Below are 25,879 nucleotides of genomic sequence, written 5' to 3'. Positions count from 1 at the left end.
GATAGCTGATAGCTGATATCTATTCCCTTTTATTTTAGCTACAATACGCGCCGAACAAATTTTAGGTAATAGCCCCCTTGAAAAATCCCCAACACAACTCAGTACTAGTTTTACGTGCTCAGCAAATTAGCGAATCGCGCCGTGAGTTTAATGCCCGCGGTGGTAAAATGGACCGTTGTGAGCAATGTTTAATAGCTAAGCATTACTGTATATGTGAGGGTGTAGAGCAAGCGCAGTGCGATGCTGCTGTATGTTTATTAATGTATCATAACGAAAGTTTTAAACCCTCAAACACAGGGCGTTTAATAGCTGAAATAGTCCCAGATAACTATGCATTCAGATGGGATAGAACAGCGCCAAATGCTGAGCTATTAGCCTTATTAAACAACGCTGATTATCAACCTATGGTGATATTTCCAGCTGAAGATGTAGAGCCGGGCAGAGCAACCACCGAAGTAAATATTACGCCTGGTAAAAAGCCATTATTTATATTTTTAGATGGCACTTGGCGTGAAGCTAAAAAAATGATCCGTAAAAGCCCGTATCTTGATAATTTACCTGTGCTGTCGATCACGGCTGATAAACTATCAGATTACCGTTTACGCGTTGCACCTCACGCTTATCAGTTAGGCACTGCTGAGGTAGGCATTATGGTGTTAGCGCTCGCAGGTGAGCAAGATGCCGCCTTAAAGCTTGAACGACACTTTATAAAATTTCGTGATGCGTACTTACTTGGCAAGCGAAATAAGGGCAGGCCACAGTAACTTAATTTTAGACAAAGAAAAGCGCGCTCTATCTCTAGGCGCGCTTGCGGAATCTTCTAATTTTGCATCCTGCAATTGAACTTAATCAACTCCAATTTTTACTTATCCATGTGATTACGATATTACTTTTTAGTTCTATGTAATTTAGGCTATCCGGGCCTATCTCCTTTAAATCCCTGTACATCCTGTATTGGTAAAAACTATTACCCATTCCTTTTAGCACGTCCTAGTGCAGTCCGTTAATTTACAATTCCATTGCGTTGCCTCAAGGGTCTGTCCATTTAATTCCATGTAACTTCCTGTTAAACAACTATCCGATGTTGTTATCCTTACTGTATCATCCTGATACGTTCCTTTGTGCAACAATCCATTGCGATACTCATCCTGAGCCTGTCCTAATTTCCGTGTTGTCCGTAGTAACCTAATCATTGGTTGTTCGAGTAAGCAGTCCATTTCCATTTACTCGATAAGCATCACTGCTTGGTTGATGTAGTAATTGTAGCGTGTTGATGCAACTAAAATAGGTTAAAACGGTAATAGATTTACTTATAAAATATGAGAATTTTAATAATGTTAATTAAAAACAATATCTTATAGTAATTCTAACTAGTTGTTATCGCTTTTTTTACTCATTAGCTGTCACCCCTGTAAGAGATGTCTTACGCAGTATTTCTGTTTTGTACATTAATTACTTATTTACATTTATGTAAAGAGTGTATATTTTCACTTATCGCGATAAAATTCCCTGTAAATAAAGACTATTTAGGTACACTGATATGAGAACTGCATTGGCTATACTCACCTGTATTATTAGCATTTCACCTGCATTTGCGAGTGATGTTGTTAATATTTACTCTTTTCGTCAACCGTTTCTAATTCAACCAATTTTAGACGATTTTACAAAACAAACGGGCATTAAAACGAATGTAGTTTTTGCAAAAAAAGGGTTAATAGAGCGCGTTAAGCGTGAGGGAAAACACAGTAAAGCCGATTTAGTCTTAACATCTAACTTTAGTGCACTCATTCAGCTAGAAGACCTAAATTTAACGCAAAGTATTAACAGCGATCGTATTAAAAATAATATCCCCGCATCATACAGAGATAGTGGTGGGCAGTGGGTGGCGTTAACTAAGCGAGTACGTAATGTGTACTCATCAAAAGAGCGCCTAGGTGCATTACCTGAACTTACCTACGAAGATTTGGCAAACCCTCAGTATAAAGGGCAAATTTGTACTCGCTCTGGTAAGCACCCTTATAATCTTGGCTTGGTTGCTTCGATGATTGCTCACCATGGCGAGGCAAAAACTAAAACATGGCTAGAAGGTGTCAAAGCTAATTTAGCACGTAAGCCACAAGGCAATGATCGCGCGCAGGTCAAAGCGGTTAAAGAAGGTTTGTGCAACCTTGCTTTAGGAAATAGCTACTACCTTGGCAAAATGCTTCAAGACGACGAACAAAAAGCATGGGCTGAGTCTGTTTATATTAATTTCCCTAATCAGCAAAATCGCGGCTCACACATTAATGTATCGGGAGCTGTTATTACTAAGTATGCAAAAAATCCTGGTAATGCCCTTAAACTTATTGAGTTTATGAGCGAAACCAAAGCACAGAACATGTATGCCTCTGTAAATATGGAGTACCCAGTTAAGCAAGGTGTTGAGCTATCAAGCTTAGTTGCATCTTGGGGGAGCTTTAAAGAAGATGGCCTAGCACTCGATGAAATCAGTAAATATCGTCCGTTAGCCCTTAAGCTAATAGATGAGGTGAAGTTCGACCTTTAATGAATTTTATATTTAAGCTGTCTAAATGGCAGCTCTTTGCTTGGTCGACAGGCCTTTTATTGTCGGCCCCGCTGTTTTTTTTGATATATGAATCTTTACAAGGCGATTCAGAAGTATTTTCTCATTTGTGGGATACCGTGCTGTGGGATTATATTACCAATACTGTATTGCTTATTTTTGGCGTATGCCTGCTTAGCTGTGCAATTGCGCTACCGCTTGGTTGGCTCAGTGCGTATTGCTCCTTCCCCGGAAAAAAGCAATTTGAATGGGCGCTTATGCTGCCCCTTGCAATGCCTACCTATTTAATAGCCTATGTGTATACCGACTTGCTAGATTACGCAGGCCCGGTTCAAATTGCCCTTAGAGACTGGTTTAATTGGCACTCGCCAACGGATTATTGGTTTTTTGATATTCGCACTTTGCCAGGCGCTATCGTGATGATTGCACTTGTGCTGTATCCGTATTTATTTTTAATTTTTAAAACCGCACTGCGAGAGCAGTCATTTAAGTTAGTGCAAGCGAGCCAATTAATGGGCTTATCGCCTTGGCAAAGCTTTTTTAAGGTAAGCATAGTACTCTCTCGTGGCTCAATTGTGGCTGCCCTTGCGCTTATTAGCATGGAAACCATGGCCGACTATGCAACGGTGAGCTACTTTGCAGTGAGCACATTAACCACCGCAGTGTACGATACATGGTTTGGTTATTACTCACTCACAGCTGCAGCAAAAATATCAGGCGTTATGTTGTTACTGCTATTTTTAGCGTTAATGGCGGAGCGCTTTAGTCGGCGTAACCAGGCCGTATTTGAGCGCCAGTCGGGCGTTAATAGCGAGTCGTTGTATAAACTTAAAGGTAAACATGCATGGTTGGCTACGTCATTTTGCAGTGTTATTTTACTCATTGCTTTTATTATACCTATGTTTGTGTTGCTAAATTATGCAATAACTTACTTTGAGAAAGCGTGGAACACCGCATTTTTTAGTTACGCGTGGCAAAGTTTAAAAGTGGCTATTATTGTCAGTGTGGCCAGCATAATACTTGCTACACTAATCGTTTTTTATCAGCGCGTGGCAAAGCAAGGCTACTCTTTAATACCAGGTCGCTTAGCAAGCACCGGCTACGCTCTGCCAGGTACGGTACTGGCTATTGCAGTGTTATTACCGCTTAGCGTATTAGAGAACTCAATAAACACAGCCCTTGAGAGCTACAACCTCGATATAGGTTTATTACTGACCGGTAGCATTGTCACTATTATATTGGCTTACATAGTGCGTTTTTATGCCATAGCGCATGGTGCGATAGAATCGAGTTTTGTACGTATTAGCCCATCACTAGATATGGCTAGCCAATCTATGGGTAAAAGCCAAGGGCAAACACTGCGTCTAGTTCATCTTCCTTTATTACGACGAGGGCTTTTAACGGCAGCATTACTTGTATTTATTGAGTGTATGAAAGAGCTGCCAGCCGCTTTACTATTAAGGCCTTTTGATTTTGAAAGCTTAGCTACACACGTATTTCAATACGTGAGCGATGAACAGCTTGAGCTTGCTTCTATTTCCGCTTTATTTATTGTTTTGGTTGGGTTGATCCCCTTGTATTTTATTAACCGTTCTATGGAGCAACACAGTTAAATGAGCCGTTTAAATTTACAAGGTGTAGGTTATCACTACAATGGCACACCGGTGTTAAACAATTTGGATTTAACGGTGGGTCAAGATGAAATAGTGTGTTTACTTGGTGCCAGTGGCTGCGGTAAAACAACCACCTTAAAAGCCATTGCTGGCCTTATTGAAGTAAAGCAGGGGAGTGTATCTATAGAGGGCAAATGCGTAAGCGATAAGGATACATTTGTCTCTCCAGAGCATCGTAATATTGGGATGATGTTTCAAGATTATGCTCTGTTTCCGCACCTCAGTGTGGCCGATAATATCGCATTTGGACTAAGTAAAATAAGTAAAGCTCAAAAACAGCACCGGGTAGAGGAAATGCTGGAGCTGGTGCATTTAACTGGCTGTGCAAAACGCTACCCTCATCAACTCTCAGGTGGCCAGCAGCAACGTGTCGCTATTGCGCGAGCGCTGGCTTATAAACCTAGCTTATTGCTCCTTGATGAGCCTTTTTCGAACATAGATACACAAGTGCGTTTTGAGTTAATTGCTGATATTCGGCGCATTATTAAAGCGCAGCAGGTTTCTGCGGTGTTTGTTAGCCACTCAAAAGAAGAGGCCTTTGCGTTTTCGGATACGTTGGCCATAATGCATCAAGGAAAAATAGCCCAACAAGGTACGCCAGAGCAGCTTTTTGCCAAGCCAAAGACAAAGGAGGTTGCAGAGTTTCTGGGTCAGGGCATATACTTAGGCGCAGAAGTGTTAACGGCAACTGAATACGAAACCGCTTATGGTGTTGTGGAATCGCAGCAAGAACATAAGCACAGTGCAATAAAAGGGCTGGTGTATATACGTCCGCACCATATTGAGCTTGCGCAAAATACGCAGGCTGATAACCCTCAAAGTGTGAGCATTTTAAGCCGTCGGTTTATAGGTTCGGCTTATGTTTACACTGTTTTAATTGCAGATCAAGAGATTGAAGTTGCCGCACAATATGGCCAGTCATTTGAAATAAATGAGCAGGTTATAATAAAAATAAAACCTCACACGGTGAATTTTTTCGAATCATAACAAACGTGTTATTCGCTGTGTTTTATAAAGCTAAGGAATAACAATGGCGCAAGCGCAATCTGGGATTTGTGCTGAAGCAAACTTACACGGTTTGCATTTATTTTTTAATGTATTTGATGGTCAAGACGAGTCATTGCGCGCAAAGCTTAAGCGCGTAAGCGCAATTGAAGAAGAGTTTAGTGATCAGTTCTCCGAGGCCATGCTCTCTTGCATGGTGGCCATAGGCGCGCAATATTGGCCGCATATACTACCTGAATATATCCCAAGCGAGCTGCAAAGCTTTCCTAATATAAATCACAGCGATTTTGTTATGCGCGTACAGCCCTGTGATTTATTTATCCAAATTCGCTCAGACCGAGAAGATGTTAATCACCTTTTTGCATTGCAAATATTAAAGTTGTTTTCGCCCGATGTAGAGCTGGTTGAACAAATTCGCAACTTTAGGTTTTTAGATGGGCGAGACTTTAACGGCTTTATTTACGCAGGCGACACCCCGCATGGGCGGCAAAAACGAATCACTGCGCTGGTTAATAAGCCCGACAGCTTTGAACACCAAGGTAGTTATATTCATGTCCAGCGTTATAAGCATGACTTGAGTGTATGGCAGCATTTATCACTCAGTGAGCAAGAGCATATTATGGGGCGCACGCGTTTAGATAACACTTTAATTGAGCCTAAGGTAGATACTAGCCACGCCACTAGAAGTGAGCTAAAAAATGAGAGCGGCCAAGCAATATTGCTTAACCAAAGCATGCCGTATGGCGATGTTTATGAGCAAGGTATGCTAAGTATTACATGCTCTGCATCGGGAAGTGCGTTTGAAAAGGTACTTAACAGCCGCATAGGAAAAGGAGAGTGTTACGACCATTGGCTTGATTTTACTCAAGCCGATATGGGCTCAGCGTTTTTTGCGCCGTCAGTTAGTTTTTTAAAGCAGCTTTAAACCGTATCAAATAAAATGCGTACGCGCTCAAGCGTAATGTCAATTTCAGAAATTTTTGCAGGCGCAATAAAAATAGTGTCATCCCCAGCAATTGTGCCTAAAACACCATCAGCTTTACCTAAAGAATCTAACAAACGAGCAATTAACTGCGCTGCGCCTGGGCTGGTGGTAATAATAATCATCATCTCGTTATGCATAATATCAATAACAAGCTGGCGCAGTGGGCTTTTAGCTGTTGGTACGCCCATTTCTGCGGGAAGGCAATACACCATTTCTTGTTTAGCATTACGGGTACGCACAGCGCCAAATTTGCTAAGCATACGCGACACTTTACTCTGGCTTATATTGTCAAAGCCTTGCTCTTTTAATGCTTCGACTATTTCGCCTTGCGAGCCAAAATTCTCTTCTTTTAAAAGTGCTTTAAACGCTTTTACCAGTGCTTCTTGTTTGTCTTGTGGTTGCATAGTCTTTATTCATTTTTGTTATTTATAATGCAAATTCTACACAAAAATGAATAATTATGCAGCAGTTGTTTAGTTAACTTGCCAGTTTGCTGCGATAAACCAACAAAGTTTACAACTATGGTCGAAAATATACCTGAAATAAGCAGGATAAATTTGTTTTTAGTCGCTAATTTCATTATCTTAAGAGCCACAAATATTTCCTACCTCAAATTACGGAGAATTCCAATGAAAGTTGCTGTATTAGGTGCTGCAGGCGGTATCGGTCAAGCGTTGTCTTTATTATTAAAAACAGGCTTACCAGCTGGTTCTGAATTATCACTTTACGATGTTGCACCAGTTGTACCAGGTGTTGCGGTTGACCTATCACACATCCCTACAGATGTTAAAGTAGCAGGTTTTGGCGCAGACGATTTAAATAAAGCGCTTGAAGGGTGTGATATCGTACTTATCCCAGCGGGTATGCCACGTAAACCAGGTATGGATCGTGCGGATTTATTTAACGTAAACGCAGGTATCATCAAAACATTAGCAGAAGGCATTGTTGCTAGCTGCCCTAAAGCATTAGTGGGTGTTATCACTAACCCAGTAAATGGCACTGTGCCAATCGTTGCTGAAGTATTCAAAAAAGCAGGTACTTACGATGCAAGCCGTGTATTTGGTATTACTACGCTTGACGTAATTCGTTCAGAAGCATTTGTTGCTGAGCTTAAAGGCGTAGACGTAGCATCAGTAAAAGTACCCGTAATTGGTGGCCACTCTGGCACAACTATTCTTCCTCTACTTTCTCAAGTTGAAGGCGTAAGCTTTACCGAAGAAGAAGTTGCTACACTAACTCCACGTATCCAAAATGCAGGTACTGAAGTAGTAAATGCTAAAGCGGGCGGTGGTTCAGCTACACTTTCTATGGGTGCTGCTGCAGCACGTTTTTGTATGTCTTTAGTTAAAGGCCTACAAGGTGAAGACGTAGTAGATTACGCATACGTTGCTGTTGAAAATGGTGATGCAGAGTACTTTGCTCACCCAGTACGTTTAGGTAAAAACGGCGTAGAAGAAATTCTTTCTTACGGCGAGCTAAGCGCATTTGAAGAAAAAGCTAAAAACGATATGCTTGAAACGCTGAAAAAAGACATCAAAGAAGGTGTCGATTTCATGGCGTAATAGCCAAATTTCATACAAAAAAGCCTGCATATGCAGGCTTTTTTATTGCTCGAAAATTATTACCCTTTACTAATTAAGGGCTAGGACCTTAGTGATCTCGCTCTACAGCAATGCGCGCTAGGCTTATTAATGCTTGCTTATACTGTGATTCAGCTAAAAAGTCTAAACAGGCTATCGCTTTATCCGCTTCTTGCTGCGCCTTTTGCATTGTAAATTCAAGCGCCTTGGTTTCTTTTAAAGCCGTTAAAATAGCCTCAAGGTTATCCATACCATTGCAATGTTCAATAGCATCTCGAATAAGGGCTCTTTGCTCATCACTACCATGCTGCATAGCATAGATTAATGGTAAGGTAGGTTTGCCTTCTGCTAAATCATCACCAATATTTTTACCTAACTGGTCAGCGTCTGCGTTGTAATCAAGCACATCATCAACTAATTGAAAAGCAGTACCTAAGTGCATACCGTATAAGTTAAGCGCATCTAGCACACTATTATCTTGCTCGGTAATAATAGCCGCAAGCCCTGTAGCGGCCTCAAACAATTTAGCCGTTTTAGAATAAATAACCTGCATGTAACTTGCTTCGGTAGTGTTAGGGTCGTTGCAATTCATAAGCTGCAATACTTCGCCCTCGGCAATAACATTGGTTGCATCAGCAAGTACTTGCATAATCTGCATTTTACCAAGTCCCACCATCAGCTGAAATGAGCGGGTGTAAATAAAATCCCCAACTAACACGCTGGCAGCGTTACCAAATTCGGCATTAGCAGTAGGTGTACCACGGCGTAGGTTAGATTCATCAACAACATCATCGTGTAATAGCGTTGCAGTATGAATAAATTCAACAATTGTTGCTAAGGTAATGTGATCTTTACCTTGGTAGCCCAAAGCTCTTGCAGCCAATAGAGCAAGCATAGGGCGTACGCGTTTGCCACCGCTGTTAACGATGTACAGCCCAAGTTGATTGACTAACGCCACATCTGAGCGCATTTGCGCGTGTATAAGTTGATTGACGTCATTCATATCGCTTTCGATTAACGCCTGGATAGCTTTTATATCCATTGATCTCCGAGCCAATTTTTATGTGTGAACGGCGCCGATTGTACAACAAAAAATGCACTAGCTCGATATTTTGTGACGATTCATTAAAAAAACCGAGTTAAAAACCTGAATTAGTGCTTAATTAGCGTATTTAACTGTGTATTTAATAGACTTTTTGTGGGTGTTTATTATTCAGTTAGTAGGTTCTAGAGCAGGCATCGCTGCACGGAAATTTATTTTATTTTTACGCTAAAAAGCGCTTGGCAACAGGGCAATTTAATATAAAATGGGGGAAATATTGAATTGCTCTCAATGCAGCTACTTTTTATTCATTTTAATTACAAAATAGGCTTGCTAGTTTTTATGCATTAGCGTAAACTTCGCGCCCTATCGAAGAATATTTTAGTTGCGTCGATTTGAGGGCGCACAGACGGAGTTAATTATGTACGCGGTTTTCCAAAGTGGTGGTAAACAGCATCGTGTGACTGAAGGTCAAACGATTCGTCTTGAAAAATTAGACGTTGAAACTGGTGCAGCAGTTGAATTTGATTCAGTACTTTTAGTTGCTGATGGTGAGAAAATCGAGATCGGTGTACCGTTCGTAAACGGTGGTAAAGTAACAGCTGAGGTTGTTTCACATGGTCGCGGTGAGAAGATTAAGGTTGTTAAATTTAGACGCCGTAAGCATTCTCGTAAGCAAATGGGCCATCGTCAATGGTTCACTGAAGTTAAAATCACTGGCATTAGCGCTTAATTAGAGGTACTTAGAAATGGCACATAAAAAAGCAGCTGGTAGTACTCGTAACGGTCGCGATTCAGAAAGCAAACGCCTAGGTGTTAAGCGTTTTGGTGGCGAATCAGTTCTAGCGGGTAGCATCATTGTTCGTCAACGTGGTACTCGTTTCCACGCTGGCGCAAACGTAGGTATCGGTAAAGACCACACTATCTTCGCAAAAGCAGATGGTAAAGTTCAATTTGAACAAAAAGGTCCTTTAAACCGTAAATACGTAACTATCGTAGCTGAGTAATCAGTAAGGTAGTAAAAAACCCCGCCTTTGCGGGGTTTTTTGTTTTCAGATGTATCAAATATATACCCAAGCCTGCATTTGTGTTGGCTTGGGTATATAATAGTTAAATTAAAGCCAATCCCTAAAGTGAGTAATCATGAAGTTTGTAGATGAAGTAGAAATTCGCGCAGAAGCTGGTGACGGCGGCAGCGGTGTCGTGTCTTTCCGTCGAGAAAAATATGTACCCGACGGTGGTCCAGACGGCGGTGACGGTGGAGACGGTGGTAGTGTTTATCTACAAGCTGATGAAAACTTAAATACCCTAATTGACTACCAATTTGAGCGTTTTCACCGTGCTGAGCGTGGTACTAATGGTCAAAGCCGTAACTGTACAGGTAAAAAGGGCGAAGACTTAGTAGTGAAAGTACCTGTTGGTACACGTATTACCGATGTAGATACCCAAGAGGCGTTAGGCGATTTAACGCAGCATGGTCAAAAAATTGTGGTTGCAAAAGGTGGTTTCCATGGCTTGGGGAATGCACGTTTTAAATCAAGCACCAACCGTGCTCCGCGTCAAAAAACGTTGGGTACACCAGGCGAGGTTCGTAATCTTAAGTTAGAGCTTATGCTCCTTGCTGATGTAGGCCTTTTAGGGTTACCAAATGCAGGTAAATCAACGTTTATTCGTAGTGTATCGGCAGCAAAGCCTAAAGTCGCTGATTACCCGTTTACCACGCTGATTCCTAATTTAGGGGTTGTGCGTCCAGAGGCTAACAAATCGTTTGTAATAGCTGATATTCCGGGCTTAATTGAAGGTGCCTCAGATGGTGCAGGCCTTGGTATTCGCTTTTTGAAGCATTTAGAGCGTTGTCGTGTTTTGTTACACGTGATTGACGTTATGCCTGTTGATGGTTCAAACCCTGTTGATAATGCATTTGCGATTATTAACGAGCTACACCAATACAGCCCTAAGCTTGCAGAAAAGCCACGCTGGTTAGTGTTTAATAAAATAGACTTGTTACCAGAAGATGAAGCGCAAGCCTTGTGTGAGCAAATTGCGCAAGAGCTAGGTGAAGAAGAAAACGTTTACCGTATTTCTGCAGTTAATAAGCTTAATACTCAGCCGTTAATTCACGATATTATGGCGTTACTTGATAGTATGCCTAAAGAGAAATTCGAAGAAATCGAAGACGAGGAAGTTGAGTTTAAGTGGGATACTTACCATCAAAAAGCGACTAAGAATGACGACGATGATTGGGACGACTGGGACGAAGACGACTACGATGTAGAAGTGGTCTACGAGCGTTAATAAAAACATATTTTTAAAAAAGGAGCTCAAGCTCCTTTTTTTATATTTTTAAGAATAAAGTACTAGGTATTTAATGTGATAATTTCAATGATTGCCGCTATGGCAAATAACCGTGTAATTGGTCTTGATAATAAAATGCCGTGGCATTTACCCGCCGATCTACAGCATTTCAAAAAGGTAACAACAGGCAAGCCTGTCGTTATGGGACGTAAAACATTCGAATCAATTGGGCGCCCTTTACCAGGGCGTCGCAACATAATTATTACCCGTAATAGCCAGTATAGCGCCCAAGGTATTGAGACGGTTACTACCCCAGAGGCAGCGCTGGAGCTGGTTAAAGCCGAAGAGGAGGTAATGATAATTGGCGGTGGTAATATTTATCAGCAGTTTTTATCAAGTGCCGAACGTTTATATTTAACCTTTATAGATTTGGAGGTTGAAGGGGATACGCAGTTTCCAGATTACCAAGCGGTAGCAACGTGGGAAAGCGTCGACGAACAGTCAAATAAACCCGATGAAAAGAATCAATATAGTTATAAATTCGTAACTTTATATAAAAAAGATTAACATTATTGCGAAACTTACAGTAGGTTGGTACAATATTAGACAATCAACATAGGTAAAAAGTACCATAAAGGGTGTTTCATGTTTAAATTGTCAAAGCTAATTGTTATTACAGCCGTTGCTGCTGGTTCGTTAATGTATACCGTGCCTGCTAAAGCCAATGACCAATTAGCAGTATCTATTTGTGAATATATCGCAGCTGATGATAAAAACCGTTTACGTAGTAAACTAAAAAGCTCACGTGTAAAAATTCGCAATATTTACGATGCTATTCAATGTAACGGTAATAATTTACTTCGCCATGCTGTAGCTAGTAACGCTGTTGACTCTGGCGAGTATATAGTTAAAAACTTATCAAAAAGCGCACTGTCTGATGGCGCTGATATAGCGTGGGCTGAAGGCAATGGCCACGGTGGTTCACCGTTAATTGCTGTAATTAAAGACCGTGCTGGCCTTTAATTAGCAATTATAAAAAAAGCCGCGTTTATCGCGGTTTTTTTATGTCTAATTTTTAATGCTTTACTCGTATATTTATACTAATACCAACCCGCTTTGGATTACTTACATTAAATTGTCATAAATAGTTAATACTCTACGCGCACAAACACGAGGGGTAGTTATTTATGCGCGTTTCATCTTTTACTCGGTTATTAGCTATTTTGCTAACTCTAGCCAGTATTTTATTAGCTATTACATTATTTTGGGCAAGCCAAACCTTACTTAAACTTGAGCAGCAAGATAGCGCGTATAGTGAATTAAAAAACACTATTGTAGTCGATTTAGCTGATTTTTTAGGAACCTACCTCGAGCGAGGAGATAGCCAATACTTAAATCAATCCTCGGCTTTAATTGAGCAAGTAAAAGGCCTGCAGCTTAAGGTTCTACCAAGCATGTTAGCACTACAACTCAGTAAGCAGTTAAGTGATTTAGATACTGATATTAAAGGCAAATACAGGGCGCTTGGCAAACTCTCAGGCAACGAAACTGCACTGCTTGATAACGCAATACGACAAATGATGGGATCAGCGTCGTCATTAATTAGTTACGCTAAAAAATCACCCAACCAAAATGCTAACGCACTGGCTTACTACTCTCTTGCCGCTGATTATTACAACGAAGTTGTAAACCTTAGTTTATTTACTTACCAGCTAGTTATGAACTATGAGGCAAGTACTAAGCAGAGCTTGCTGCAAAGTGTTGCTAACTTGAACTCGTTAGCCATGCAAATAGCGCAACTACCAAACTTAGGCGTTATGAGCGAAGTGGACGAGGATGCCTTGTTTTTTGATGAAGAAGCAGAAGACTTAGCCGATGAAATAAAATCAGAGCTTATTAGTTGGCCTAACCGTTATCCACGCGATTTAGCAAACACCCTTGAACAAGCACAGCTTAGAGAAGCAGGCAGCACTGCACTTCGTAATCAAATAAGCCTGTTATCTAAAACGGTTATTAATGCAGAGCAACAACTAAAACAACAGCAAAGCGCGCTTAAAGAAAAGGTATTTTGGGTGTTTTGCTTTGCTATTGGCGCTTTGGTAATGCTAGCCGCAGGGGTTTATATTGGGCAGCGTAACCAAGTGCTCAACCCATTAAGGCAACTCAGAGACGGGTTTGCCTTTTTAATTGAAAGTAATGAGCTTAAAAATATCCAAAGCAAAAACCCAAAAACAGAGGTGGGCGAAATAGCCAGTTATTTTAACCAACTTATTGAGCGGCAACGACAAGAAGCGCATGAGCGTGCTCAAATGTTAAAAGTAGTGAATAGCTTTATGTTACAAATGAGCGAGCACTTGCATACGATTAGTCAACAAACTGCAGCAAGTCATGGGCAGGTTGAACAAAATCAGCACTTACTTACCGATATACAAAAAATTGGCGAACACGTTAACGACATTAATGGACAAGTAGCAGATAACGCAAAAACTACCTTTAGTGCTATGGAGCAAAGCTTAGGCTTTGCGCAGAGTATGCTAAATGCCAGTTCAGATACGCAAACACGGGTTGAGCAAAGTATGCAAAACCTGCAAGAGCTGTTAGCTGGGGTTGAAGGCGTTGGGCAAATTATTGAAGTGATCCGAAATATTGCCGATCAAACTAATTTACTTGCGCTTAACGCGGCAATTGAATCAGCTCGTGCGGGTGAGCACGGACGAGGCTTTGCAGTAGTTGCTGATGAAGTAAGGCAGCTAGCACGTCAAACTCAAGGCTCATTGAGCGATATTAAGGAGCAACTCACACTACTGAGCGAAAAGTCGGGCACAGTATCTACACAAATTGCGGCCTTAGCCGATGGTGCACAATCGCAAACACAAAATGCACAAGAGCTAAAAGTAAATTCAGAAGGCGTGGCCGACAACGCTCAGCAAGCCAACAAGGTGGCCTTTGAAGCCATGGAGCTGGCTAAACAACAAAGTACTTTACTGGATAACTTTAGTCAGTCAATGCAAAGCATGAAAGGCCAAGTAAGTGAATCAAGCCTACTGGTTGACGATATTCGCAGCCAGTTACAACAGCAAATGCAAACTATAAAAGTAAACCTTGGCTTATAAATACCTGCTAACACAGGGGTAATTAGCGTTATACTGTAGGCCCATTAATCAAATGCTTTAAGGATTTATCATGATTGAACAAGGCCAAACGTTACCCGCAGTTACATTAACGCAGCTAACAGACGAAGGCATGCAAACTCACACTAACGCTGAGCTTTTTAACGGTAAAAAGGTTGTACTTTTTGCTGTACCCGGTGCATTTACGCCTACCTGTTCAAATGCGCATTTACCTGAATTTATAACCCTTAGTGATAAAATTAAAGCGAAAGGTATTGCGGCAATTTACTGTGTATCAGTAAACGATGCGTTTGTAATGAAAGCATGGGGAGAGTCTCAAAATGCGCAAGAAATTGATATGCTTGCAGATGGCGATGCCAGTTTTACTAAAGCATTAGGCCTTGATAAAGACACCGGCGGTTTTGGTGGTACACGTTCTACGCGCTATGCAATGATTGTTGATGACAACGTAGTAAGCGGTTTATTTGTTGAAAAAGACAAAGAGTTTTTAGTGAGCCGTGCTGAGTCTGTGTTAGAAGCATTATAATCGATTTATGACGGCCCTAAGTGCATGCACTTAGGGCCATTTTAATTATGGCTGGTATTGGCCACTTAAAGTTAAACCTGAAAAGGTTCTGTAAGCGTTAACGCTTAAATGCCATGTACCCGCTTGCGGATTACTAAATGTACATGTTTCTGCGTTGCCGTTTTTATAAGGGCGACAATCGTAGCTAGATGCGGTAGGTTGGCTGCCAAACTTAACAAATAAGTCAGCATCACCTGTACCACCTGAGGTGGTGACTGTAAATGTACTCATTCCTGCTGGCACATCTAAAGTGTAGTGCTTCCAATTACCTGTTGTAGCTGTTACATCGCTTACCGTGCCGCCACCGGCTTCGGGTGTGCTTGAACCACCCCCTGTAGAGCCGCCAGTTACATTACCTACTAAACTAACACCAGAGTAAGCAGAGTAACCACGCAGCATTACATGGTATGTACCAGCGGTTGGGTTATCAATAGAACATTCTTCGCTATTACCGCCTTTATACGGACGACAATCGTAGCTTGATGTCGTTGGTTGGCTGCCAGCGCGCACGTATAAATCTGCATCGCCGCTCCCGCCACTCATAGTAAATGTCACATTCGTTGCGCCACTTGGTACTGTCATTGTGTAATACGCTTGTGAACTTGCAGCACCGCTTAAGCCTGTTTTCGCTTCGCCATCTGTCAGTTCGCTATCGCCACCTGTAGGGGGTGTTGAACCGCCACTTGCAGCAGCTACTGCGGCGGCTGCATCAACAATACCCGTACCACAACTTGTACACGTGGCAGGGAAAGAGCGGGTGGTTGATTTTAAAATGCTTTCTATTTCATCTGGGGTCGCATTTGGTTTAGCTTGCTTTATCAGGGCTGCAACACCGGCAACATGAGGTGCTGCCATTGATGTACCTTGAGAGAACGCATAGCTATCGCTTGATGGTGTAGATGAGCCAGAGTTATAGGTTGATAAAACCCCTTCAGAATCGTTTGCAAAGCTTTGTGCGCCGCCCGGAGCTGCAACATCAATATTGCTACCGTAGTTTGAATAATACGCTCGCCCGCCGTTACGTCCTACAGAGGCAACATTGACAACGCCGCTACAGTTACCTGGGTTATAGTTTGCTGAGTTATCGTTATCATTACCGGCAGCAATAACCACAACAGCACCATTACTGCGTGCCGTGTTAATGGCATTTTGTGTGGTAGAGCTACACGAGCCGCTGCCACCTAAGCTCATGTTAATTACATCAGCAGGATTTGGGTTAGCAGGAATGCCCGATACACTTCCGCCAGATGCCCAAATAATGCCATCTGCGATGTCTGATGTTAAACCACCACATTTACCAAGTACACGTACAGGCACCACTTTAGCATCATAGGCTACACCGGCAACACCTTCACCGTTATTAGTAACAGCCGCAACCGTACCTGCTACATGCGTACCGTGCCAGCTTGAGCCTTGTGCACTGTTATTTCCACATTCGCCAGCAGCTACAGCATCACCCGGATCACGTGCATCACTGTCGCGACCGCCGCCATCGTTTGCTACCGATAGGTTAGAGATCATATCGTAACCCGGTAAAATGTTAGCATTTAAATCAACATGTGGGCGGTAGCCAGTATCAAGTACCGCAACCACTACGCCACTGCCTGTTGCTGTATCCCAAGCAGTCGGTAAGTTAAGCCCGCCAGCTTGCTCGTAGTAGTGCCATTGATCGCCGTAACGAGGGTCGTTAGGCGTTGCAAATGGTTTTAACATTTGATCCACTTCAATGTATTCAACATTGCCAGAATCAACCATTTCTTGCATAAACTCTTGTGCTTCTGCGGCGCTCAGTTTTTTATCTGCGCGCATTACGTGGTGGTTATTAAGGGCCATTGCACGAATATATTTCGCTTTCACTTTGCCTTTTTTAGAAGCGAAATTTTTTACAAAGCGCTGAGCACGCTTTTTCATATTTGCGGGGCTAGCATCAGCTGACGAGATGCTTAACATATCGCTCGCGCTATCTTTATATTTAATAATAAACTGTGTTTCAAAGCCCGCTTGGGTTTGTAGCTTGGCTGAGGTTTCTGCCATTGAGGTTGAAACATCTTGAGCAACACTTGCAGATGCTGCAAATACCGTACTAATAGTGAGCGCGATAGCGCACCGCTTAAATGATTTACTTGTTGTCATAATTATCCCTAGTTGTTATTAGTCAATTCGTAATGCTTGATTACGAAACAGAAACAAAGGTAAATGATCTGTTAACTTCTTTAAAATACCAATTACTTATGTACCTATTTCTTTTGGTTATAACTTAGGCAGTTAGCGGTTTTGCAGCATTTTAGTATTTGTTATTAAATAACAAAATAAGGTTTAAGTATTAGTGGCTTTAACTGCTTTAATATGGAGGGTAATTAAGCGTAATTACATTTGTTGCTATAAAATTAACAATAAATTCTGTTCAGGGTGTTTAGCTAAACTTTGCTATAATCGAGCAAATTTTTTAGTAAGGTAAAGTAATGAATCAAGTAGATGTAATTGTGATTGGCGCAGGTGCAGCCGGATTAATGAGTGCAGCACAGGCCGGTTATCGCGGGCGCAGCGTTACAGTGCTTGATATGGGTAAAAAACCAGGCCGAAAAATTTTAATCAGTGGCGGTGGGCGTTGCAACTTTACCAATGAAAATGCCAGTCCAGAGAACTACTTATGCAGTAACCCTCACTTTGTTAAATCGTGCTTAAGCCGTTACACGCAACACGATTTTATTGAGCTGGTAGACCGTCATGGCTTGGCTTATCACCATAAAACTTTAGGCCAGCTTTTTTGCGATAACAGCGCGCAAGATATAGTCGATATACTACTTACTGAATGCGAGTGGGCAGGTGTTACTATTAAATTGCGCAGCGAAGTGCTAAGCGTTTCTAAAACTGAATCTGGCTACAGCGTTACTACAGAGCAAGAAACCTTAACATGCGAGTCGTTAGTTATTGCATCGGGCGGTTTAACAATGCCCAAGCTTGGCGCTTCCCCCATAGGCTATAAAATTGCAGAGCAGTTTGGCTTAAACGTACTACCTACCATGGCGGCGCTAGTGCCATTTACTTTGCACCAACACGATAAAGAGCGCTTTGAAGGGCTTTCAGGTATTAGCATACCGTGCGAAGTGTCAAGCGAAGACGGCACAGTATTTAAAGAGAATATTTTGTTTACCCACCGTGGTTTGTCGGGCCCTGCTATATTGCAAATAAGCTCATTTTGGCGAGCAGGGCAGGCAGTAACGATAAACTTACTCCCTGAGCTCGATTTAAAACAGCAACTAGCCGTTTGGCGAGAAACACAATCTCAAAAGTCATTAAAAAATAGCCTGGCAACTATTTTACCCAAACGCTTTATAGACATACTGCACGACAGCAAAGCTATTCCTGATTGTAATGTTAATCAACTTACCCATGCCCAAATAGATGAGCTGGTAAATTATATTCACGCGTGGCAAATAAAGCCTAACGGCACAGAGGGCTATCGTACCGCTGAGGTAACGTTAGGCGGTGTTGATACAGACGAGCTTAGTTCTAAAACCTTTGAAGCTAAAAAAGCCAAAGGCTTATATTTTATAGGCGAAGTAACCGATGTAACGGGCTGGCTTGGCGGCTATAACTTCCAATATGCGTGGAGTTGTGGGTTTGCATGTGGGCAATACGCATAAGTATTTCAGCGTATTGTGATAGGTGAGATAAAAATATTACACTCTTAATTAAAGGTAACTTTGAAGAGTGTAATATCAGTGCGTATATTTTTGCTGTTAAGTATTGCCGCTACCAGTTTTAATGCATTAGCATCTGAAAACTACAGCGATCATGAAGTGTTTTGCTTGCAACAGCCCCAAACACACTGCTTAACTTATATTGAAACGCGCCTTAATAAAGCCCAAGGTAATCCTCCACAGTGGTTTAAACTAAAAACCTACCAATTTGATTACTACTACGACTACCAACAGTTCGAAAACTTACTTAACGCAATTACTCCGTTTTTAGAGCAAGATAAGCTGCCCGATGTATTTAAGCTACAAATGTATTTTTATTACGCTAAAGCACTTAATTATATTGGCAAAAAAGCAGAGGCTAAAGCGTATGCAGCAAAAGCATTTACCCAGTTAGACGATATTTATAATGCGTTTGGCGATCCGCTAAGGCTGGTGGAGTTGGCTAACTTGCACTATGTGTTTGGAAGTAAAAAAGCCGCCATGCGTTTGCTAATAGATGCCGAGCAGCGCTTTGCAAAAAACAATGATCCTATTTTTCATTTAGAGCTGCATATTAACAAAGCGCATATTTACTTAAATTGGCAGCAATACAAGCAAGCTATACGTAGTAATTTAATGGCCTATAACGCCATAAAAAGCACAAATCATGTCGCTAAAATAGTGCTTGCGAGTGGTAATTTAGCTTACAGTTATCATCAAAATAAAAATTATAAAGAGGCTATTAGCTATTATAAAAAAGCGTTTGATTACATAGAGCCGCAAAGTATTTACCACGCTATTTATAGCTTGCGCTTAGCGCAGGTATATTTACAAATAGGTAAAAAAGCACAAGCGAAAGAATGGCTTAGTAAAATTGATAGAAACGCCACTATGTTTGGTAAAGGGCATGCTGCATTGTATAGCAAGCTGCAACAAGCCCTAACAGAGTCGTAAGACTAACTAATAAACTAACTCTAGAACTTTATAAAAGATCTTATTGAGTATTACTTACTCTTCAACGAACGGTTCACCTTCTGTCATCCACTTAGCGGCTGGCTTGCCTTTTAAGTAATGATCAAAGTACTGCATCATACGTACTGAAAAATCGACCTGATTAGGAAACTTTTTTAAATGATGTGGTTCGCCTTCATATTGTAAAAAGGTCGCGTCTTTACCCGCTCTGCGCAGTGCTAAGTAGTATTGCACGCCTTCGTGCCAAGGCACTGCATCGTCTTTATCGCCAAACATAATTAAAATAGGGGTATTTACTTTATCTGCAAAAAACACTGGTGAGTTTTCTATATACAGCTCGGGTGCTTCAAATAAGTTTTTACCTATACGGCTTTGTCCGGTTTCGTATTGGAATTGACGTGCAAGGCCCGACTTTAAACGTATGCCACTATACGCACTGGTCATGTTTGATACCGGTGCGCCAGATACAACCGCTTTAAACATATCTGTTTGAGTGATCATAAATGCACTTTGATAACCCGCCCATGAGTGCCCTTGTAGGCCTATTTTATCTGGGTCGGCTATGCCTAAATCTATAAGCTTTTGTGTGGCGTTTATCATGGTTTGCGTTGACGATTTACCTGGGTGGCCTATTTCAAAGCGAATATCAGGCAAAAATACAGCGTAACCATTTGAGGTGAACATAGGGAAGTTAGGACGATGATTTAGCTCCATTTTAGGAAAATCGTACATGCGCTGGCTCATATAGCGGTAAAAGTACACAACAACCGGTACTTTATCGCCTTTTTTGTAGCCGGCAGGTTTAATTAATACCCCTTGTAAGTCTTCGCCGTCAAAGCCTTTATAACTAATTAGCTCTGGCTTTTCGCCCCAGGCAAAATCAGCAATTTGTGGGTTTAAATGAGTCACCTTTTTAGGCGCTGAAAAGCTAAAATCAGTTTGGTAGTAATCAGGGAATTGTTGGTAAGTTTGCTCGGTAAATAGGTATTTATCGGCATTTTTTGCTTTTTTAACTACATCAAAGCGTTTATTACCGTTAAGTACTTTAGTGACTGTGTTTGAGCCTAAGTCGAGCTTAGCAACTTCACGCTGTTTTGATTGTAAGTTCACAGCCGATAGTAGCAACGTGTCGTCTTTATTATAGCCAACTAGGTTTTTATCTAGCTGAATTACGCGGTATTGGGTGTTTGTATCTTTACCGTTTGTAAGTTGGGTTGCTTGCTGGGTATCTACATCAAACGCCCAAATATCGTATTTGCTATACACTAATACTTGGCTGCTGTTATATAACCAACCGGCAAACCCATAACCAGGCTGCGCTGACGGGTAGTCGTGCTTGTCATCTGCAAAGGTGGCATTAATGGCTTTGCTAAGCGCGGTTACTTTATTATTTTTTAAATTTTTAAGCTGAACTTGGCTATTAGCAAAATAAGCAGCGTACTGACCATTTGGCGCAAGGCTTGGTGTAAACGGTGAGTTTTTAACAATGACTGTTTGCTCACCGGTATTTACATTGATGCTGTAGTAGTCGGCAAAAAAGCCGCCGTACATTATTTTTTCAAGATGCGCTTGGTTTGAATAGCCTAATACACTTTGACTACGGTTAGTGTTAAGCGCTAAATCGCTCACTTTTTCATTACTAAGCTGTACTGTTTTTTGACTATTTAAATGTAAAACTGCGCTGTAATGGCGGTTTTTATTTACCTTGTTCCACTGTTGTTCTTCGCGTGGTTTTATCTGAGCGTCGTTATTGTGCCAAACTTTCAGCCCTTTATGCTCACGAATTGTGTCAAAGTCATACAATGAGGCCTCGTCGGTGTACTCTTTTGCTTTTACTTTTGCAGCAAGTTTTGGGTGGTTTTCAAAGTATAAACGCTCGCCATCTTCGGAGAATGTAATTTTTGCTGTTTTGCCTATTACCCAGTCTTTATTAGGGGAGTCGATAGTGCTAAGGGTATTATTTTGCCAAAGTTTTAGTTCATATTGCCTACGGCGTGTATCGTCATTTACATAATTACCTAAGCTAAATGCTGCAATATCTTTACTTGGGTGCCACACAATTGTTTGCGCAACAACACCAGGCTCATCGATTAGTACACTTTGTGCAAAGTTGTTGTTTAGTTCAAGTAGTACAATTTGATTATTATTGCCATCGCTGTAACTTTGGCTTGCGAGTAACTGGCTGGCTTTAGGGCTTAGGGCGTAACTAAATACATTATTTATGCTATGTGTTGTATTGTTTTTTAAATCGACAATAACCAGCTCAAAGCTTTTATCTTTTTTGTCTGGCGTGATCTCGCTTTTTTCTTCTGTTTTATTGTCGTTGGTTTCGTCTTTTTCAGCTTTTTGATCAACTCGGTAAGCAAGCCACTGGCCATTATCAGCTAATACATAATCTTTTACGTCGGCAAATTGTTGTTTTTCGCCAGTTTGAGTGTTGATTAATATAAGGTTGTTTTTTAGCTCAGACTTCTTTTTAGTGGTCTCCTGCTTTAAAAGCGTTGGCACTTGTGTGAAGGCCACCCAGTTAGCTGCTTTGTTAATAACGGGCTTGGTGCCGCGCTCTACAGTGCTAATGAGGGTGTTAGTTGTTAAGTCATAAACTTGCCCGTTTGCATTGCCACGATAAGGCTTAGCGCTAAAGCTGAGGATTTTACCATCATCTGAAAGTTGTGTGTTTTTTGCGTATTTAAAATCGAATACATCTTTAAATTCTAACGGCTTTTGAGCCCAAGCAGCTGGGCTTGCCAAACTTGCAAGCAGAGCTGAGCTTAAAAAGGTGAGCGTTGTTTTCATTGTTGATTCTCGTTTTTCACAGTACTTTTAATGTAATAAGTATTGTAGCGAGTTTGCTTTATATTTCGAGCGGATCAGATAAGCGGTATAAGAAAAGGGACGAAAGGGTAAGCGTTAGCGCGAATAACTAGCGCTAACGGTAAAATAATAAAGTAAGGTTATAACCAAATTTTTTGTAGCTCTGGCCATTGTTTTTCAAATTGCGAACTTGGCTTTACTTTAAAGTCGCTGCGTACAAACTGGTTCATTTTACCTTCAACATAGGCTAGTAAAAAGTTAGCCAGGGTAAGTTCGTCACTTTGGAAGGTTTTTCCTTCACGAAGCTTTCGCTCGCGCAGTACTTGTTTAAATTGCGTTTCTAGTTTTTCAAATAAACCTTGTACACGTTCGCGTAAACGCTCTTGCTCGCCTTGTAGGGCGTCGCCGGTAAGTATACGTGTAATTCCTGGGTTTTTTTCTGCAAAGGTGAGTAGTAATAATAAAATATTATAAACGCGTGTTTGGCTTTCTTTTTCGTTTTCTAAAATCAGGTTGATGCGCGATAAAAGTGTGTCTTCGATAAATTCTATTAGGCCTTCAAACATACGTGCTTTACTTGGGAAGTGGCGGTAAAGCGCCGCTTCAGACACGCCCACTTCAGCAGCAAGCTTTGCAGTTGTAATCCGTTGTCCTGGGCTGGTTTCTAACATTTGCGCGAGGGCTTGCAGTATCTGCTCTTTGCGATTACTTCTTTTTGTCGCAGGCATGAACCTTCCTTTTTTATTTGTTATTTTTAGCTGGGGCTAGTCATTTTCTGTTCAAATGAGTGACTTATGTTAATGTTTTATTCAGTTTGTTTCCAGCATTTTTATAGATGTTTAGCGAGCTGTTCGATCACTTGATGCGCAATTTCTATTTTACTTGTTGCTGGTAATTCTACGCTTTGATTATGCCAATAAAGTGTTAAAGCATTATGATCGGAGTTAAAGCCTAAGCCACTTTTTGATACATCATTTGCACAAATCATATCTAAGTTTTTATTTTTAAGTTTACCCTTTGCGTAGCTCTCTACATTTTGTGTTTCTGCTGCAAAACCTACTGTATAAGGGCGGCCTTGCTCTAAGCTTGCAACGGCGGCAATAACATCGGGGTTTTTAACAAGGCTAAGGGTGAGCTCATCGCCTTGTTTTTTCATTTTTTGAGTAGCTACATTCGCTGCTCTGTAGTCGGCAACTGCTGCACAGCCAATAAAAGCGTCAGAATGTACGGCATAGGCTAATGACTCGTTTAAAAGTTGTTCAGCACTTTCTATGTTTATTAAATTAGCACCAGCAGGGGCTTTAATAGTCACTGGGCCTGAAATTAAATTAACCTTAGCACCAAGCTCTAACGCAGCTTGTGCAAGGGCATAGCCCATTTTTCCTGAGCTGTGATTAGAGATAAAGCGTACAGGGTCAAGTGGCTCACGTGTTGGCCCAGCGGTAATGGTAATTGTTTTACCCGCTAATAATTGCAGCTGCTCTGTGGCCGTGCACAAAGCTACAAGCTCATGCGGCTCTAGCATGCGCCCAGCACCTACATCGCCACAGGCTTGCTCGCCTTTGCCAGGGCCCCAAATTAATACATTGCGAGATTTAAGCGTTGCCAAATTAGCTTGTGTAGCAGGGTGAGCATACATTTGCTGGTTCATTGCAGGCGCTATTGCTACTTTTGCGGGGGTTGCCAGTAATAACGTGGTTAGTAAGTCATCGGCAATGCCTGCAGCCATTTTGGCAATAGTATTACTCGTTGCAGGTGCGACTAAAATTAAGTCAGCCCACTTTGCAAATTCTATATGGCCCATTGCAGCTTCAGCTGAGGGGTCAAGTAATGAGTCAGACACTATCTCGCCGCTCACTGCTTGCATGGTTAATGGAGTTATAAAGTGTTTAGCTGATTCGTTCATAACGACTTTTACTTCGCAACCTGCGTCTTTTAAACGCCTAACGAGCTCTGCGCACTTATAGGCTGCAATACCGCCGGTGATGCCAAGTACAATTTTTTTGTTTGATAAGTTAGTCATGAGTGTTTTCAGCTTGAGTATATATGTAGGCTAAAATAACAAATCTTTGTGCTTTGAGCTAAGTTTTTAAGATTAAATAATCAGGCTAATTTTGAAATTTGCATTACAGTTATATGACTATTTTTTAATCATCAAGGATGAATAATGCAATTAACTTCGTTACCTAATTCACTTCGCCCCCGTGAAAAACTCATTGCTAAAGGACCTAAAGCCTTGAGCGATGCGGAGTTATTAGCAATTTTTTTGCGTACGGGTTTACCTGGCATGAATGTTATTGAGCTTGCGCAGCACCTGCTTAACGAAAATAAAACATTGCATAATTTATTTAACGCCAGCCAAGATGAGTTTTGTGCGCAAAAAGGCTTAGGGATGGCAAAATATGTGCAATTGCAAGCTGTGCTTGAGCTAAGTCAGCGTTACATGCAGGAGCGCTGCCAGCGCGATGCGGTGTTTAATTCGCCAAATGCGGTATATGAATATTTAACACTGCAAATGCGTGGGTTACAGCAAGAAGTGTTCATGGTGCTCTACCTTGATAGTCAAAACCGTTTGGTAAAAGACGAAATATTGTTTTATGGCACGATAAACTCAGCCAGCGTTTACCCAAGAGAGGTGCTAAAAGCGGCCTTAAAAAACAATGCTGCGGCTATTATTTTGGCGCACAACCATCCTAGTGGTATTGCCGAGCCAAGCCAAGCAGATAAACTTATCACTCAAAAATTACAGCAAGCGTTGCAATTGGTAGACATAAATGTGCTTGATCATATTATTGTGGGAGGAGAAACGTGTGTTTCATTTGCACAGCGAGGCTTGATTTAACTTTGCTTGGTGAATAAGTGTGTTAAAAATGAGCTGTTTGAGGTGTTTTGGCAAATTAGTTTAATTTAAATGCAGTTTTTACTTTCCCTAAGGGCATTCGATCTTTATAATTAGCCGCTATCAAATTTACATATGAGCTGGTTGGATAGATCAGTATTTGATCTTTGCCTGTAAAAGCTGTATAAAGAGCGCCCTTCGATTTATCTAGGGCACAAATACATGGCCTTAGGTTAAATTAAGCTCGAGCGAAGTTATTGGAGATATATAGACATGTCTAAAGTATGTCAAGTTACAGGTAAGCGTCCAACGGTTGGTAACCACCGTTCACACGCGAGAAACGCGACTAGACGTCGTTTCCTACCTAACCTACAAACACACCGTTTTTGGGTTGAAAGTGAAAAACGTTTTGTAACACTACGCACTACTACTAAAGGTATGCGTATTATCGATAAAAAAGGCATCGACGCGGTACTTACAGATATCCGTGCTCGCGGCGAAAAAGTTTAAGGAACTGAATCATGCGCGATAAAATCCGTTTAGTTTCAACTGCTGGTACTGGTTTTTTCTACACTACCGACAAAAACAAGCGTAACATGCCTGAAAAGATGGAAATCAAAAAGTTCGATCCTAAGGCTCGTAAACACGTGATTTTCAAAGAAGCTAAAATCAAGTAATTTAGTTTTCTTTCAGAATTGTAAAAACCCAGCTTATGCTGGGTTTTTTGTTTTT

The 25,879-nt window shown here is 41.3% G+C and carries 24 protein-coding genes; 18 read left to right on the top strand and 6 right to left on the bottom strand.

The annotated features are described in order from the left end of the window. The first annotated feature begins 77 nt into the window (after positions 1–77). The 5 genes from CWC16_RS15625 (at position 78) to CWC16_RS15605 (ending at position 6,166) form a co-directional block, all read left to right on the top strand. Entirely contained in the window at positions 78–764 is a 687-nt protein-coding gene (locus tag CWC16_RS15625) for a tRNA-uridine aminocarboxypropyltransferase (RefSeq protein ID WP_138542182.1), read from the top strand. A gap of 776 nt (positions 765–1,540) precedes the next feature. Then, positions 1,541–2,545, top strand: coding sequence for a Fe(3+) ABC transporter substrate-binding protein (locus CWC16_RS15620; RefSeq protein ID WP_138542181.1), 1,005 nt, complete (start codon positions 1,541–1,543; stop codon positions 2,543–2,545). After that, positions 2,545–4,176, top strand: coding sequence for an ABC transporter permease (locus tag CWC16_RS15615; RefSeq protein WP_138542180.1), 1,632 nt, complete (start codon positions 2,545–2,547; stop codon positions 4,174–4,176). Before CWC16_RS15620 ends, CWC16_RS15615 begins: the two co-directional genes overlap by 1 nt. Next, positions 4,177–5,223 (top strand): ABC transporter ATP-binding protein, encoded by a 1,047-nt coding sequence (locus CWC16_RS15610; RefSeq protein ID WP_138542179.1) that lies wholly within the window; start codon positions 4,177–4,179, stop codon positions 5,221–5,223. Between the two features lie 43 nt (positions 5,224–5,266). Beyond that, entirely contained in the window at positions 5,267–6,166 is a 900-nt protein-coding gene (locus tag CWC16_RS15605) for a Dyp-type peroxidase (RefSeq protein WP_055017552.1), read from the top strand. Here the strand turns inward: CWC16_RS15605 and argR are convergent. Continuing rightward, positions 6,163–6,630, bottom strand: a complete 468-nt coding sequence (gene argR, locus CWC16_RS15600) for a transcriptional regulator ArgR (protein ID WP_004587918.1) — start codon at positions 6,628–6,630, stop codon at positions 6,163–6,165. The genes CWC16_RS15605 and argR overlap by 4 nt on opposite strands. 225 nt (positions 6,631–6,855) lie before the next feature. Here argR and mdh point away from each other — a divergent pair, with 225 nt between their 5' ends. Further along, positions 6,856–7,788: a malate dehydrogenase gene (gene mdh, locus CWC16_RS15590; protein WP_055017551.1), complete on the top strand. Its 933-nt coding sequence runs from the start codon at positions 6,856–6,858 to the stop codon at positions 7,786–7,788. An 88-nt stretch (positions 7,789–7,876) separates the two neighbouring features. Here the strand turns inward: mdh and ispB are convergent, their stop codons facing one another. Beyond that, positions 7,877–8,848 carry an octaprenyl diphosphate synthase gene (gene ispB / locus CWC16_RS15585; RefSeq protein WP_055017550.1) on the bottom strand — a complete coding sequence of 324 codons (972 nt, stop codon included), beginning with the start codon at positions 8,846–8,848 and terminating at the stop codon, positions 7,877–7,879. A gap of 421 nt (positions 8,849–9,269) precedes the next feature. On the opposite strand from ispB, the gene rplU reads away from it, so the two are divergent. The 7 genes from rplU to CWC16_RS15550 all read left to right on the top strand — a co-directional run bounded on the left by rplU (position 9,270) and on the right by CWC16_RS15550 (position 14,800). Then, a complete protein-coding gene (rplU, locus tag CWC16_RS15580) occupies positions 9,270–9,581 on the top strand; it encodes a 50S ribosomal protein L21 (RefSeq protein WP_004587921.1) in 312 nt (103 codons plus the stop codon). A 16-nt stretch (positions 9,582–9,597) separates the two neighbouring features. After that, on the top strand, positions 9,598–9,855 hold the full coding sequence (gene rpmA / locus CWC16_RS15575; RefSeq protein ID WP_004587922.1) for a 50S ribosomal protein L27: 258 nt from the start codon (positions 9,598–9,600) through the stop codon (positions 9,853–9,855). Positions 9,856–9,991: 136 nt separating this feature from the next. Continuing rightward, a complete protein-coding gene (gene cgtA, locus CWC16_RS15570) occupies positions 9,992–11,143 on the top strand; it encodes an Obg family GTPase CgtA (protein WP_055014271.1) in 1,152 nt (383 codons plus the stop codon). A 75-nt stretch (positions 11,144–11,218) separates the two neighbouring features. Continuing rightward, a complete protein-coding gene (folA, locus tag CWC16_RS15565) occupies positions 11,219–11,710 on the top strand; it encodes a type 3 dihydrofolate reductase (protein ID WP_138542178.1) in 492 nt (163 codons plus the stop codon). A gap of 78 nt (positions 11,711–11,788) precedes the next feature. Next, complete coding sequence (locus CWC16_RS15560) at positions 11,789–12,166, top strand: DUF3718 domain-containing protein (RefSeq protein ID WP_138542177.1); 378 nt, start codon at positions 11,789–11,791, stop codon at positions 12,164–12,166. A gap of 164 nt (positions 12,167–12,330) precedes the next feature. After that, complete coding sequence (locus CWC16_RS15555) at positions 12,331–14,256, top strand: methyl-accepting chemotaxis protein (protein WP_138542176.1); 1,926 nt, start codon at positions 12,331–12,333, stop codon at positions 14,254–14,256. A 70-nt stretch (positions 14,257–14,326) separates the two neighbouring features. After that, complete coding sequence (locus CWC16_RS15550; RefSeq protein ID WP_138542175.1) at positions 14,327–14,800, top strand: peroxiredoxin; 474 nt, start codon at positions 14,327–14,329, stop codon at positions 14,798–14,800. 45 nt (positions 14,801–14,845) lie between these two features. Here CWC16_RS15550 and CWC16_RS15545 read toward each other — a convergent pair whose 3' ends face one another. Further along, on the bottom strand, positions 14,846–16,972 hold the full coding sequence (locus tag CWC16_RS15545) for a S8 family peptidase (protein WP_138542174.1): 2,127 nt from the start codon (positions 16,970–16,972) through the stop codon (positions 14,846–14,848). Positions 16,973–17,301: 329 nt separating this feature from the next. On the opposite strand from CWC16_RS15545, the gene CWC16_RS15540 reads away from it, so the two are divergent. Then, positions 17,302–18,486, top strand: coding sequence for a BaiN/RdsA family NAD(P)/FAD-dependent oxidoreductase (locus tag CWC16_RS15540; protein WP_138542173.1), 1,185 nt, complete (start codon positions 17,302–17,304; stop codon positions 18,484–18,486). A gap of 78 nt (positions 18,487–18,564) precedes the next feature. Further along, complete coding sequence (locus CWC16_RS15535) at positions 18,565–19,476, top strand: tetratricopeptide repeat protein (RefSeq protein WP_249929290.1); 912 nt, start codon at positions 18,565–18,567, stop codon at positions 19,474–19,476. Positions 19,477–19,530: 54 nt separating this feature from the next. Here the strand turns inward: CWC16_RS15535 and CWC16_RS15530 are convergent, their stop codons facing one another. The 3 genes from CWC16_RS15530 to coaBC form a co-directional block, all read right to left on the bottom strand. Continuing rightward, a complete protein-coding gene (locus CWC16_RS15530) occupies positions 19,531–22,290 on the bottom strand; it encodes a S9 family peptidase (protein WP_138542171.1) in 2,760 nt (919 codons plus the stop codon). A 158-nt stretch (positions 22,291–22,448) separates the two neighbouring features. Continuing rightward, positions 22,449–23,036, bottom strand: a complete 588-nt coding sequence (gene slmA, locus CWC16_RS15525) for a nucleoid occlusion factor SlmA (RefSeq protein ID WP_004587943.1) — start codon at positions 23,034–23,036, stop codon at positions 22,449–22,451. 101 nt (positions 23,037–23,137) lie between these two features. Beyond that, positions 23,138–24,331 carry a bifunctional phosphopantothenoylcysteine decarboxylase/phosphopantothenate--cysteine ligase CoaBC gene (coaBC, locus tag CWC16_RS15520; RefSeq protein ID WP_138542170.1) on the bottom strand — a complete coding sequence of 398 codons (1,194 nt, stop codon included), beginning with the start codon at positions 24,329–24,331 and terminating at the stop codon, positions 23,138–23,140. Between the two features lie 144 nt (positions 24,332–24,475). Here coaBC and radC point away from each other — a divergent pair, with 144 nt between their 5' ends. The 3 genes from radC (at position 24,476) to rpmG (ending at position 25,824) form a co-directional block, all read left to right on the top strand. Next, complete coding sequence (radC, locus tag CWC16_RS15515; protein ID WP_055017537.1) at positions 24,476–25,150, top strand: RadC family protein; 675 nt, start codon at positions 24,476–24,478, stop codon at positions 25,148–25,150. Positions 25,151–25,420: 270 nt separating this feature from the next. Then, complete coding sequence (gene rpmB, locus CWC16_RS15510; protein ID WP_004587946.1) at positions 25,421–25,657, top strand: 50S ribosomal protein L28; 237 nt, start codon at positions 25,421–25,423, stop codon at positions 25,655–25,657. Between the two features lie 11 nt (positions 25,658–25,668). After that, the gene (gene rpmG / locus CWC16_RS15505; RefSeq protein ID WP_004587947.1) at positions 25,669–25,824 is read left to right on the top strand and encodes a 50S ribosomal protein L33; all 156 of its coding nucleotides are present in this window, start codon (positions 25,669–25,671) and stop codon (positions 25,822–25,824) included. Positions 25,825–25,879 lie beyond the last annotated feature (55 nt).

This window comes from Pseudoalteromonas sp. S3776, from assembly GCF_005886915.1.
Lineage (GTDB): Bacteria > Pseudomonadota > Gammaproteobacteria > Enterobacterales > Alteromonadaceae > Pseudoalteromonas.
This window is presented reverse-complemented; position numbering and strand designations above follow the sequence as displayed.